Source organism: Paenibacillus sp. MB22_1 (genome assembly GCF_047200555.1).
Classification (GTDB): domain Bacteria; phylum Bacillota; class Bacilli; order Paenibacillales; family Paenibacillaceae; genus Fontibacillus; species Fontibacillus phoenicis.
This window is the reverse complement of sequence record NZ_JBLADV010000002.1, coordinates 516595-529762: the sequence shown is the minus strand read 5'-3', so window position 1 is coordinate 529762 and position 13168 is coordinate 516595. Positions and strand designations below refer to the sequence as shown.

Below are 13168 nucleotides of genomic sequence, written 5' to 3'. Positions count from 1 at the left end.
AAATCCTTACGGCTCAAGGCCTCAGATTACTGCAAAACGCTCAATTAAAAATGTCCAGAGCCAATAAAAAATTCAATCAAATTCCCGGTGAATACTGAACTGAATTTAGTATTGAAATACTCGATTTATCCGTGGTAGTATTTGGGTAGAAGTTATGTTGATCAAAAGGGACTAATCCCGAATCTTCTTGTTATAAATTTCTCGATTATAAAATAAGGAAGTAACCTAACTTTTATCTTGAAAGAAGGTGATAAATTGATTGAATCGTTCTGGAATATCTGTCTGCTCCATGATATATCAACACGTGATCAGTTGCTTCGCGAAGCCATTCGAGTGAAACGGACGCAACAACTTCTGGAACAGCAACAGTTGGCCGAAACGGAGCTAATGACAGAACCTGAGAAGCTGTTTCAGTGGATGAAGGAACGAGCCTTAGACAAAGAATTAGGCCATTTTCCCGGCGATCGGGATTTATTTTATAAATTATACCATGCAGGCAAGGATATGGACTTGTTGGAATACGCCATGCTCACCATCCAACAAGATCGTGTTACAGGGAGCATTGTCGTCCATCCAGGAATCGTCGAGCGGTTTGTCGATCAGTGTGAGCGACATGGTTGCAAGAACATTCTGTTTGCAGAAGCTGAAAAGTATATCAAAGGACTCATCGAAACGAAATGTTACCATCGACCATGGACAATCACATTGTTAACGGAAAACTACATCGTAGGCAGATTGTTCAAAACGTATTTCGAGCCCTATTCCAATATCCGCATCGTTCAAGGGTCCATTTATCAGCCGCTGCCCGCAGAACATCAATTCGACGCGATCCTGGCGATGCCGAATTTTGGTATGAAGATGAACGATGACGATGTCGCGGTTCGGGAATCCGAAGGCGCAGCGGCCAGCTACCTCCTTCCACTCTTGCAAGACGGCGGGAGATTGAGCGTGACCTTTCCTGCACGGATGCTGTTTCAATCCGGCGCGATCGCCAGCTGGCGGAAGAAAATGAATGATCAGGCGCCGGTGCAAACGATCTATTCGCTTCCGGACGGCTTGTTTCGTCCCTACACTTCTATCAAGACCTATCAGGTTGACTTCGGCAAAGTGCCTGTGGAAGAGGTGATCCTCGGGCGACTCCATATGGAGAAGTCAAAGCTTGTGGGGGAACGGGAGATTACCATCCATCCGGATCGGTTCCGAGAGCTGGATCATTGGCGAATCGAACTGCTGCTGGATGAAGATCAGGATATACTTCGTTCGTTTCAGCAGGCGGCAACCCCGAAAGTGAAGTTGCGCGATGTGGCAGAAATTTTTCGGGGAAAATCGATTCTTAAGCAGGATCTAAAGCCCGGGAACATTAAGGTGCTGAATATATCCAATCTGGATGACGGCGAAGTGCTATTGGATCAGCTTGAAACGATTGACGAGGAAGAGAGGAAAGTGAAACGTTACGAGATTCTCCCGGGTGACCTGGTCATGACGTGCCGCGGCACCGTGAACAAGCTGGCTGTATTTCCGGAGGCTCAAGGGATGGTCATCGCTTCCTCGAATATGATCGTGATCCGGTTCAAGTCGGCCATCAAGAGTCATTTTGCCAAAATGTTTCTGGAAAGCCCGGTTGGAACAGCCCTTATTCAAAGCTTCCAGCGGGGAACAACCGTGATGAATTTGAATCCAGCGGATGTGGCGGAATTGGAATTGCCCTTGGTACCGGAAGATAAGCAGCACGAGTTAATAGAGCAATATATACGGGAAAAAGAACGATATAAAGAAGTTGTTCGGGAAGCGACGAATCGCTGGGAACAAGTGAAGAGCCAGTTATACGAGGAACTCTACTGAGGAGGAATTAGGATCATGGCAACAGCGAACATTGGATTCGAGGAAAAATTATGGAGCATGGCCGATAAACTGCGCGGCAGTATGGATGCAGCGGAGTATAAGCATGTAGTGCTTGGCCTTCTATTTCTGAAATATGTGTCGGATGCATTTGAAGAAAAATATGAAGCATTGAAAAATGAACCGTATGCTGATCCGGAGGACCGGGACGAATACGTGGCAGAAAATATATTCTGGGTACCGAAGGAAGCGCGCTGGAGCCATATCAAGGATAACGCGAAGAAGCCGGATATCGGGCAGATCATCGACAATGCGATGATTGCCATCGAGAAGGAAAATCCGTCGCTGAAAGGCGTACTGCCGAAAGATTATGCTAGGCCAGCGCTGGATAAAACCCGCCTTGGCGAAGTAATCGACCTGTTCTCGTTCAAGGTCGGCGATGAAGAGAGCCGCTCGAAGGATGTTTTGGGTCGGGTATATGAGTACTTCCTTAGCAAATTTGCTAGCGCGGAAGGCAAGAATGGTGGCGAATTCTACACCCCGAACAGCGTTGTGCGCCTGCTCGTCGAGATGATTCAGCCGTTCAAGGGCCGCGTATACGACCCCTGTTGCGGTTCCGGCGGCATGTTCGTGCAGAGTGAGAAGTTTGTAGAGGAACATCAGGGACGCATCGGCGATATCGCGGTGTACGGGCAAGAGTCGAATCCAACAACGTGGAAGTTGTGCAAAATGAACCTCGCTATTCGCGGCATCGACGGCAATCTTGGAGAGCATCATGCGGACACGTTTCACAATGATCTACATAAAAACCTGAAGGCCGATTACATCCTGGCGAATCCGCCATTCAATATCAGCGATTGGGGCGGCGAACGACTGACAGAAGACGCTCGTTGGGCGTATGGGGTACCTCCCGCTGGGAATGCCAACTATGCGTGGATTCAGCATATCGTGAACAAGCTTGCGCCCAGCGGTGTTGCAGGCTTTGTACTTGCGAACGGCTCCATGTCGACAAGTACGACGGCGGAGTTTGAGATTCGCAGCAAGCTCGTTAACGCCGATTTGGTGGATTGCATCGTCACCTTGCCGGGGCAGTTGTTCTACTCTACGCAAATTCCGGTTTGTCTCTGGTTCATTGCCAAAAATAAAGCGCCAAAGGGCTTTCGGGACCGCCGTGGTGAAATCCTGTTTATCGATGCCCGCAAAATGGGGCATATGGTGGATCGCACACATCGCGAATTGAGCACGGAGGATATCCGGAAGATCGCCGACACGTACCATGCATGGCGCGGTCAGGCGGAGGTCGGAGCATACGAGGATGTGAAAGGCTTCTGCAAAGCGGCGAAACTTGCAGAGGTACAAGAGCACGAGTATATCCTGACACCTGGGCGTTATGTAGGCATTGAAGATGTGGAAGAAGACGGAGAACCGTTCGAGGATAAAATGGCGCGGCTGACAGCAGAGCTCGGGGAGCAGTTCGCCAAGTCCCGGCAACTGGAGGATGAAATTCGCAAGCGGCTTGGGGGGATTGGGTTTGAGTTTTGAGCCATTTAATGGGATGACGCCTCCTAATGAATGGAAGGCTAGGTTGGTGAAAGATATTGCAGTTGTGAATGAAAGGTCGATCAAGAAAAGTGATCGTATTGATACAATACAGTATATTGATATTGCGGCGGTCAACCATCGTAATATAGATCAACTACAAACATTCAAACTGAACGACGCCCCTAGTCGCGCTCGTCGGATCGTGCAGGATAACGATATTTTGATTTCCACGGTTCGCCCGAATTTGAAGCACTATACCATGATTCGTAAGGCTGAACCCGATATGATTGCATCGACAGGGTTTGCAGTGATATCACCAAAGAGGGTTCATCCGGATTTTCTGTACTATTATTTGACATCGGACTCTTATACAAGATATTTGACTCAGATCGCCGAAGGGCAGACATCCGCATACCCGGCTTTTAATTCAGATATTATAGAGAACACTGTGATCTATTTGCCTCCTGAAAATGAACAATGCGAGATCGGAGAAATGCTGGCATCAGTAGACAAAAAAATCGAACTCAACAACGCCATCAACAAAAACCTTGAAGAAATGGCCCAAGCCCTTTTTAAACGATGGTTTGTGGACTTCGAGTTTCCGAATGAAAACGGCGAACCGTATAAATCCAGCGGCGGCGAGTTTGAGGAAAGCGAGTTGGGGTTGATTCCGAAGAACTGGAAGCTTGGAACAATTAGTGATCTTGGTGAGGTTGCCGGAGGAGCAACGCCTTCTAAGAAAAACGAAGATTTTTATACTGCTAGAGGCATTCCTTGGATCACTCCTAAAGATCTATCGAAAATCAACAACAAATATATCTCGCGCGGCGAAATAGATATTACACAGAAAGGGTTTAGCAACTCCAGTGTAAAACTATTACCGAAAGGGACAGTTTTATTTAGTTCTCGAGCCCCCATTGGTTATATTGCGATAGCTAAAAATGAAGTTACAACTAATCAGGGATTTAAGTCGGTGATTCCATTTAAACATGTTGGTTCAGAATTCGTCTATTATCTCTTGAAAAGTAATGTTGAGACGATTGAAAGTCGTGCATCCGGCTCAACCTTTAAGGAGATATCCGGGGCAGAAATGAAGCGAGTGCCTGTTCTTATCCCTACAGAAGATGTTCTTGCGAAGTTTAATGATATCGTTGAACCGATAGGGAGACTAACACAAAAGTGTGAAGAAGAAAATGAAGATTTAACCCAACTCCGCGACACCCTTCTCCCCAAACTGATGTCTGGCGAGATCCGTGTCCCTGTCGAGCGGGATAACAGCGCTACCGATCTGCCTAAGGTTGCGGAGAGCAATGCAATCTATCAACCCTAATCCAAAGGAGGTGCAACGATGGCCTACTATACGACGTCCTACACCGAAAGCGACCTTGAACAGGCCGCGCTGGAATGGTTCGAAGAACTGAACTACGAGAAAGCTTACGGTCCGGATATTTCTCCCGAAGGGGAGTACCCCGAACGGCAATTTTACCATGACGTCATCCTGAAAGACCGGCTGCGCGAGGCGCTTATTCGCATCAACAAGCATGTGCCGCGCGAAGCCATCGAGGAAGCGATTCGGGTCGTTGAAGTGCCGCGCAGTCCCAGCTTGTTGATCAATAACAAGGCGTTCCAGAAGATGATTACCGATGGAATCGATGTGCAGTATCAAGCCGCCAACGGCGAATATCCGACAGAGAAAGTATGGCTGTTCGACACCGACCCGGACCGGATCGACAACAACGACTTTCTGGTCGTCAACCAGTTTACCGTTGTTGAAAATCAGGGAGAGAAGCGCCCGGATATCGTCGTGTTCGTAAATGGATTGCCGATCGCCGTATTTGAATTGAAAAGCGCCTCCAACGAAGAAGTCGGGATCAGCGATGCCTACAATCAGATGCAGACGTATAAAGGAGCGATACCGTCCCTGTTCACGTACAACTCGTTCCTGGTCATCAGTGACGGTGTGAATGCGCGGGTAGGCACGTTGACCGCCAATGAAGATCGGTTTATGATGTGGCGCACGATCGACGGCGATGACGTGGCGCCCTCCTCCCTGCCCCAGCTTGAAGTGCTTGTGAAAGGGATGTTCGAGAAAAGTCGGTTGCTCGACATTATCAAGCATTTCGTGCTGTTTCAGACCGATGGGGAGCATCTGTTCAAAATATTGGCGGGATACCACCAATACCATGCCACCAACAAGGCAATTGCAAGTACGGAACGTGCGACGATGGACGAAGGTGATCGCAAAATCGGCGTCATCTGGCATACGCAAGGCTCCGGTAAAAGCTTGTCCATGGTTTTCTACGCGGGAAAACTTGTTCTGACGCTGAACAACCCGACGATCGTCGTGGTGACGGACCGGAACGATCTGGACGATCAGTTGTTCAGCACGTTCAGCAAGTCGAAGGACTTGCTCAGGCAAACGCCTCAGCAAGCGGAAAATCGGACTCATTTGCGTGAGCTTTTGTCGGTGGAGTCGGGCGGGATCATTTTCACAACGGTTCACAAGTTCACTCCTGATGAAAATGAAGACAAGTATCCTGTACTTACGGAACGCCGCAATGTGATCGTGATCGCAGACGAGGCGCATCGCAGCCAGTACGGGTTTCAGGCGGAAATGGTCGCCGGGGAAGACGAAGCGGCCATTAAGTATGGCTACGCCAAGTATATGCGCGATGCGTTGCCGAACGCTTCTTATATTGGCTTTACCGGAACGCCGGTTGAATTGACAGATAAAAATACGCCTGCTGTTTTCGGTGACTACATCGATATTTACGATATGACCCGAGCTGTAGAAGACGGAACGACGGTCAAAATCTATTACGAAAGTCGAATTGCCCGCCTGGAGTTGTCGGAGGCGGAGCGCCCAGTCATCGACAGCGAGTATGAGGAAATTACGGAGTATCAGGAATATACGCAGCGGGAGCGTTTGAAGTCGCGTTGGGCTCGGCTAGAAGCGTTGGCCGGTACGGAGAAGCGGGTTAAGAAAGTCGCTCAGGATGTTGTCGAACATTTCGAGCAGCGGCAGAAAGCCGGCTTCGGCAAAGCGATGATCGTTGTGATGTCGAGGCGGATTGCCATCGATATGTACAAAGCGATTGTTGCTCTCCGACCGGATTGGCATAGTGATGACGACAATGAAGGCAAGATCAAGATCGTCATGACCGGTAGTTCCAGCGATCCGGAGGAGTGGCAACCGTTTATCGGCAACAAGCGGCGCCGTGAACATCTTGCGAAACGTATGAAAGATGTGAACGATCCGCTTCAGATCGTCATTGTCCGTGACATGTGGCTGACCGGGTTTGACGTGCCGAGCATGAATACGATGTATATCGACAAGCCGATGAAAGGCCATAACCTGATGCAGGCGATCGCCCGTGTGAATCGGGTATTCCGCGACAAGCCGGGTGGTTTGATCGTCGATTACATCGGAATAGCGGATTTGCTGAAATCGGCGCTGCAAAAATATACGGAAAACGACCGCAAAACTGCCGGCATCGACACGGACCAAGCCGTTGACTTTATGCTGGAAAAACTGCAACTTATCCGTGAATTGCTTCATGGGTATGACTACAGCAAATTTGCTTCGGAGAAAGCATCCGAACGGATGAAGGCCATTGTTGAGACGGTCGATTACGTACTTGGATTGGGTGAAGAGAGCAAGCGGAACTTCCTAAATTGGACGACGGAATTAGCAAGAGCCTTCTCGCTTTGCGCGACGACTCCCGCAGCTGAGGAAGTTAATCTCGAAATTAGCTTCTTCAAGGCGGTAAAATCTGGTATTATTAAGTTGATAACTGATGAGAATAGGAAGAAAACGACGAAAGAGCTCGACGCCGAGTTGAATCAGCTCATTTCGAAATCGGTCGTATCCGATGAAGTGGTCGATATCTTGGAAGCTGTAGGTTTGCAGAAACCGAACATCGCGATTCTATCGGATGAGTTTCTGGAACATGTGCGCGGGTTGAAGCAGAAGAATCTGGCGGTGGAACTTCTCCGTAGGTTGCTTCAAGGTAAAGTGAGGGCCGTTTCTCGGACCAGTATTGTGCAATCGAAGAAATTTTCTGAGATGCTGGAGGAAGCGATCCGGAAATACAACAACCGTACCATTGAGACGACTCAGGTCATCGAAGAACTGATTCAAATGGCCAAAGAAATGAACGAGGCTGTCAAGCGTGGCGAAGATCTCGGTCTGGTCAAAGAAGAACTGGCTTTTTACGAAGCTTTAGCTTCGAACGAATCGGCCAAAGAACTGATGGGCGATCTGATGCTGAAGCAGATCGCACATGAACTGACCCAAGCGATTAAAAGCAACATTAAAGTCGACTGGACGCTTCGCGAGAATGTACGGGCGCAAATGCGGATTACCGTCAAGCGGCTGTTGAAGAAGTACGGTTACCCGCCGGATCTGGAGAAGATGGCCATTGATTTAGTGCTTCAGCAAGCTGAATTGATGGCACAGGCGGAGACGGAAGAGTATAAATATTAAATGACATCAGGGCGTGGCGGATTTATTTGCTACGTCCTTTTATATTAATTTTTTGGAGGGAAAAACGATTAATAACCCAATTGATAAAGTAAAGGAACTTAAAAGGAAGGCCGAACAAAACAGACAAATGCATTTTAGCATTAGTAGGAGAGCCAATCAGCTAAATAAAACTTTACATGCTTTAGCATTAATAGGTTCTTCAGCAACAGCGATATTAACCTTCTCTGAGTATAAAACATTCCTTCCATGGTTTCCGGATCTTTCAGATGGTGAATATAAACTTACGATTGGTGTTTTTGCAGGACTTGTATTTATTTTAACAATCCTAGAAGAATACTTCCGGTTCGGGGAAAAGGCAGCTTCTCACGAATCTATTGGAAAACAACTGACTTCATTTATTCGTAAAGCCAGCATAATTGAAGATTACGAAGTTATAACAGGCGATGTTATTGATAAATTAACAAGTGAATATAATAGCATTCATGAAAATGCTCCAATCATTCCAGATCGTATATTCTTGAAAGAAAAACAACGTCTTAGAATCAAGATTGGAATTAGCAAACAACTTGAAGTAACACCGCACATGAGCATATGGTTTTATAGATTGAGAATGAAAATTAAACAATTTAGTGCGCTGGAAAGTAGGAGTGGAGATAATGGTCGAGAAGAGCCAAACCAATAAAGTGTTGATTTTATTGAGCGGCGGAATTGACTCTACTTCCTTAGTTCATTATTACCTCTCAAAAGGAGAAAAAATAGAAGCAATTTTTTTTGATTACGGCCAACTAAGTTGTGAACGAGAATATCAGTCAGCTATAGCAATTAGTAAACACTACGACATTCAAATTCAACGAGTAAACTTAGGGTTTACGATTCGTGACCAAAAAGGTGAGTTTTATTGTCGTAACGCTCTTTTTGTTTTAGCTGCATGCAGTTTTCTTGGAAATTCCGCATCTTATATCTCAATAGGTGTTCATTCTGGTACACCATACTATGATTCAACACCAGCGTTTATTAGAGATACTCAGACGATGCTTGATGGCTATTTCGGTGGCGTATTTAGAATCACAGCGCCATTCCTTGAATTCTCAAAAGAACAAGTATATGAATACGCTCTGCGTGAAAGTGTGCCCATTCACCTAACATATAGCTGTGAAATGGGACGACAGGAGCCTTGTGGAATCTGTCTATCTTGCATTGATAGGAGGATGTTGGATGAAAAATCACCAAGGAAAGATTAGATATATTGAAAGGATTGGGAAAAGCACCCCAATTCTTATTCCTTCGTTCTCTAGCAAAGGTTTTCCCCATGTGAAAGATTTGCATAATTATCTGAAACATAAACTCACAGAAGCATCCCTGGTCAGCACTTATGACTTGCACTATGGAAATTTAGAAATTGATCAAATTTATGAGTCCGATATTATTTTTGTTGATAGCGGTGGTTACGAGAGAAACCGTGAACATGACGTCTCAGATATTTATGGTACTTTGCATTTTCCAAAAGAATGGAATGTTAGCCTGTACGAAGAACAGGCAAGTAAACTAAAATCCATTACAGATATTGTGCTTATTAATTATGATTATCAAGAACCGCTCCCAATGGAAGTTCAATTAAATCGCGCAAGAGTAAATTTTGAAAAGTTTCCAGACTTCGCGTCGGACTTTTTATGCAAACCAACATCAAATGAAGAATCACTAATTAACGTCAATGACGTTGTTCAAAATGTAAATCTTCTAGCCCCTTTTGACATATTGGGGTTTACTGAAAAGGAGTTGGGCCACTCAATACTTGAAAGGGCTAACAATATCTACAGGATCAGAAAAGCACTAACTGATGCTGGATTGGATAAACCGATACATATTTTCGGATGTTTGGATCCGTTATCGGTTGTTTTATTTTTTCTTTGTGGTGCAGACATATTTGATGGGCTGTCTTGGCTCCGATTCTCATTTAAGAACGGAATACCTGTTTATATGAACCATTATTCAATTAGTAACGGCTACTGGAACAAACATGAAAATGAAGTTAAAGTTTTGGGGTTTTCAGAGAACCTATGTGAGTTATCCCAATTAAAATATCGGTTGGAAAAGTTCTTGCGTTCATCGGATTGGGACGATATTGGAGTATCAGAGCATGATCTTAAGCAATTGATGGTTATTCTAGAACAGATCGGGAAACACAAAAGTAATGAGTAGAGGGGGAAAAGAATGAGCGGTAGTGGTGGTGGCTACAGTGTTCCGAGAAAAACACTTGCTGAACTGGAGAAAGAAAGAGCAGCAAAAGAAGAGGGTGAAAAATTTGAAACTGAACTAAATAAGTATATCAAAGAGTTATTGAAAGACATAAACGATCGTGATGTGGAAGGAATAAACCGTCACTTAGAAACATTGAGAAGTGCTTTGGAAAAGGACATAGAAGGTTATGTGGATCTTAAATTTGGTGGTTCCATCATGAAAAACACATATGCTGATGGCTTAAGTGACGTTGATATGCTGGTTCAAATCAATAATAGTGAATTGGCTGGCGCAACACCGAATGATGTGTTGAAATTTTTTAGTGAACAGATTAAACGTCGTCTTCCGAACACAGAAGTTAAGATTGGAAAGTTGGCAGTTACAGTAAAATTTGCTTCAGGACATGAAGTTCAGTTGTTACCAAGTGTAAAAACAGAAACCGGATATCGTATAGCTCGTCCTGGCGAGAATAGTTGGAGCAATGTCATTAAACCAAAGAAATTTGCAGAGAAGTTGACCACTGTTAACCAAGCGAACGCTAATAAAGTGGTTCCACTGATTAAGCTTATGAAAAAGATTAATGCTAGTTTTCCGCCTCATAAGCAGCTTTCAGGGTATCACATTGAGTCTCTTGCAATAGATGCTTTTAAGAATTCTACATCTGTACCTAAGACGTACAAAGGAATGGTGGAGCATTTCTGCCGACATGCAGAAAAAGCAGTGTTGAGACCAATAACTGATAGTACTGGTCAATCCGTTCATGTAGATAATTATTTAGGTGGGGCAAATAGTGTCGAACGTCAAAGAGTGAGTACAACTTTTAAACAATTACTAAAGCGGATTGAAACTGCGAATAATACTAACTCGTTCTCTTCATGGAAATCTATACTTGAAGGTGAATGATCAAAAACGATCTTCATAGTAGTTTCTTAGTCTAATACTTTATTTTTTCGGGGAATCATTTTAATAAACCCTGACCTGAATGAGTCTAAAACTTATTTTTCAAAAGCTGACGATTTTCCAACTTAAAAACCGCGTCAAATCAACAACTCCAGTCTAACACTTTATTTTTACTGAACAATTGTAGAAATCAATCAAAGTCATATCAAAGCCTAAAAAGTCGTATTAAATTCTAAATAGTCGTATCAACAAAGCCGAGCGAAACGCAGGTATCCACTCCTGTTTTTCCTCGGCTTTTTCTCTTGCCATAAGGTTCGAAAGAACCGCTCCTCCTTGATAAATTAGGCATTCTCCCGCTTCCTTCCTCAGATATTTTTCTCATATCCTTATCCCTGACCCCTGTTATTCCTCTGCCTTTGATACGACTTTATTTGCTTTTTTGACTCTGATTTTCTCTGGATTTCCTCGGTTTTTCTTCTGGTTTGTAATACGACTATAATTAATAGGGGGATTTTAGGGGCAAGGAGGAAAGAGGGGGTGGAGCCTTGCGGTTCTAAGGTTTTTGAGGTAGAGCGGGTTGGGGTTGGTTTGATACGACTTTTTAGCGAATTGACAACAGGTTAGACACAAAAGGAACAGCGGCAGGCTAAGACTTTATTTTGCAAGTCCTGGTCCACCGCTGTTTCATTTTTGGGGGTTGCCCCTCTTTATTTCATATTTACCTTCTTCCACTCCTCATGATATTTCCACACTTGCTTCCATAGTTCATCGCGCTCTAGCTGGCTATAGCTGACCAGATGCTCCTGAAACACGTCTCCCAGCATTTCCAGCCATTGGGATTTGGTGCGAAGTTCTGTTTTTTCGATGCCCTTGCTGTCTCGCTTGGTCCATATACATCCTCTCAGTTCATTACTGCCGGTGGCGTGTCTATGCCGAACAAGAAATAGCTGAATCCAGGGCGACTCCGGCGATCGGCTGTAAAATTCATGCTTGGGTTTAAACTCTTCCAGGTTCTCTAATTCATCCGGGGCATAATCAACACCCGCAAACGATGTGTTTGGGGCGTGAACAAGCCGCCAACCGCCTTCCACCACGCCGGACTTCTCGACTTGATACACCAACGGACCTTGCTCGTAAGTGCCCATCTGCAGCGGAATCGGTTCATAGGGCATATCACCCAACCCCACGTCGATGATGTATCGTTGTTCTTGCTGCTGTTCATTGGTCAAGCTGACAGTGAGCCCGAGGTGAAAGGAGTTAATGCGAGGCTCCTGCCCCGGAGGTTGGACACCCGCTCGATGCCAAAAAACACGGTAGCCCAGTGAACGAAGCAGAACGCTGAACGCACCGTTCAAGTGAAAACAATACCCGCTTCGGTTGCTCAACATCAGACGGACGCACTCGCGTAAATCGATCGGAGTTGGTCTGCCGGCAACGATATCAATGGTCTGCCAGGAAATGGTCGACACATGGGCCCTGTGAAGCTGAGTGAGATATTCAAGGGTTGGCGGTTGTATGTCCTCAATGCCAATTCTTTTTAAGTAGGCTTTGATTTCGGTGGGGGTCATCATCATGTTTCCATCATCACTTTCGCAGGTTGCTTGCTGTTATGCCCCAGCTTCTTCACCAGTACGATAAATTGTTCGACGGCTTGGTCGATGCGCTGGATGACCTCCATATCTTGAGGAACCCCATCCGCATCAAAGACCGATTGGCCCTCCCCAACGGATATCCATTCCGGACACAGGATGCCATGAAGATTCCGGATGATGCTTTGCAAATGGAGAAGTGAACTGACTCCCAGAGGACCGCCTGCCGAGCTCAAAGTCAAAAATGGCTTGCCAGTCACGTGGCTGTTGTCCAGGTAATCCAGCGCATTTTTTAAGGAACCGGAGATGGAACCATGGTACTCGGGAGTGGCTAAGATGAGGCCGTCAGCTTGCTTCACTGAATGGATCAGAACGTCGGCTTCCGGGGGGACGACCTCTGAGTCAGGAGAATAGAGCGGTAATTGCACAGCCGCCAGATCGATAAATGAGACCTGAATGTTTCTCGATTTCAGAACGTCTTCGATATAACGAAGAATACTTGTGCTTGCAGCGTTGTGCCGGTTGCTTCCGGCGATCAGGGTAATAAGCATCATTATGACCTCACTTTATTCGT

General features: G+C 45.6%; 10 protein-coding genes. 8 read left to right on the top strand and 2 right to left on the bottom strand.

Annotation, left to right across the window (positions count from 1 at the left end):
* The first annotated feature begins 255 nt into the window (after positions 1 to 255).
* The 8 genes from ACL02P_RS14170 to ACL02P_RS14135 are packed head-to-tail and all read left to right on the top strand — an operon-like array spanning position 256 to position 11008.
* Positions 256 to 1842 carry a restriction endonuclease subunit S gene (locus tag ACL02P_RS14170; RefSeq protein WP_412837531.1) on the top strand — a complete coding sequence of 529 codons (1587 nt, stop codon included), beginning with the start codon at positions 256 to 258 and terminating at the stop codon, positions 1840 to 1842.
* A 15-nt stretch (positions 1843 to 1857) separates the two neighbouring features.
* Positions 1858 to 3381, top strand: coding sequence for a type I restriction-modification system subunit M (locus ACL02P_RS14165; RefSeq protein ID WP_412837530.1), 1524 nt, complete (start codon positions 1858 to 1860; stop codon positions 3379 to 3381).
* On the top strand, positions 3371 to 4711 hold the full coding sequence (locus ACL02P_RS14160) for a restriction endonuclease subunit S (protein WP_412837529.1): 1341 nt from the start codon (positions 3371 to 3373) through the stop codon (positions 4709 to 4711). The genes ACL02P_RS14165 and ACL02P_RS14160 overlap by 11 nt, the downstream gene beginning before the upstream one ends.
* Positions 4712 to 4729: 18 nt before the next feature.
* Positions 4730 to 7867, top strand: coding sequence for a type I restriction endonuclease subunit R (locus tag ACL02P_RS14155; RefSeq protein WP_412837528.1), 3138 nt, complete (start codon positions 4730 to 4732; stop codon positions 7865 to 7867).
* 13 nt (positions 7868 to 7880) lie between these two features.
* Positions 7881 to 8549, top strand: coding sequence for an SLATT domain-containing protein (locus ACL02P_RS14150; RefSeq protein WP_412837527.1), 669 nt, complete (start codon positions 7881 to 7883; stop codon positions 8547 to 8549).
* Positions 8524 to 9108: a 7-cyano-7-deazaguanine synthase gene (locus ACL02P_RS14145; protein ID WP_412837526.1), complete on the top strand. Its 585-nt coding sequence runs from the start codon at positions 8524 to 8526 to the stop codon at positions 9106 to 9108. Before ACL02P_RS14150 ends, ACL02P_RS14145 begins: the two co-directional genes overlap by 26 nt.
* Positions 9083 to 10066: a hypothetical protein gene (locus tag ACL02P_RS14140; protein WP_412837525.1), complete on the top strand. Its 984-nt coding sequence runs from the start codon at positions 9083 to 9085 to the stop codon at positions 10064 to 10066. The genes ACL02P_RS14145 and ACL02P_RS14140 overlap by 26 nt, the downstream gene beginning before the upstream one ends.
* Positions 10067 to 10078: 12 nt before the next feature.
* Positions 10079 to 11008, top strand: a complete 930-nt coding sequence (locus ACL02P_RS14135) for a CBASS oligonucleotide cyclase (RefSeq protein ID WP_412837524.1) — start codon at positions 10079 to 10081, stop codon at positions 11006 to 11008.
* Between the two features lie 704 nt (positions 11009 to 11712).
* Here the strand turns inward: ACL02P_RS14135 and ACL02P_RS14130 are convergent.
* Both ACL02P_RS14130 and ACL02P_RS14125 read right to left on the bottom strand, forming a co-directional pair.
* Positions 11713 to 12576, bottom strand: coding sequence for an arylamine N-acetyltransferase family protein (locus tag ACL02P_RS14130; protein WP_412838250.1), 864 nt, complete (start codon positions 12574 to 12576; stop codon positions 11713 to 11715).
* Positions 12576 to 13148 (bottom strand): NADPH-dependent FMN reductase, encoded by a 573-nt coding sequence (locus ACL02P_RS14125; protein WP_412837523.1) that lies wholly within the window; start codon positions 13146 to 13148, stop codon positions 12576 to 12578. The genes ACL02P_RS14130 and ACL02P_RS14125 overlap by 1 nt, the downstream gene beginning before the upstream one ends.
* Positions 13149 to 13168: the final 20 nt, after the last annotated feature.

Coding starts and splice junctions, on each gene's coding strand:
- ACL02P_RS14165 (WP_412837530.1), top strand. CDS start 1,858: ATGGCAACAGCGAACATTGGATTCGAGGAAAAATTATGGAGCATGGCC.
- ACL02P_RS14155 (WP_412837528.1), top strand. CDS start 4,730: ATGGCCTACTATACGACGTCCTACACCGAAAGCGACCTTGAACAGGCC.
- ACL02P_RS14145 (WP_412837526.1), top strand. CDS start 8,524: ATGGTCGAGAAGAGCCAAACCAATAAAGTGTTGATTTTATTGAGCGGC.
- ACL02P_RS14140 (WP_412837525.1), top strand. CDS start 9,083: ATGAAAAATCACCAAGGAAAGATTAGATATATTGAAAGGATTGGGAAA.
- ACL02P_RS14135 (WP_412837524.1), top strand. CDS start 10,079: ATGAGCGGTAGTGGTGGTGGCTACAGTGTTCCGAGAAAAACACTTGCT.
- ACL02P_RS14130 (WP_412838250.1), bottom strand. CDS start 12,576: ATGATGACCCCCACCGAAATCAAAGCCTACTTAAAAAGAATTGGCATT.
- ACL02P_RS14125 (WP_412837523.1), bottom strand. CDS start 13,148: ATGATGCTTATTACCCTGATCGCCGGAAGCAACCGGCACAACGCTGCA.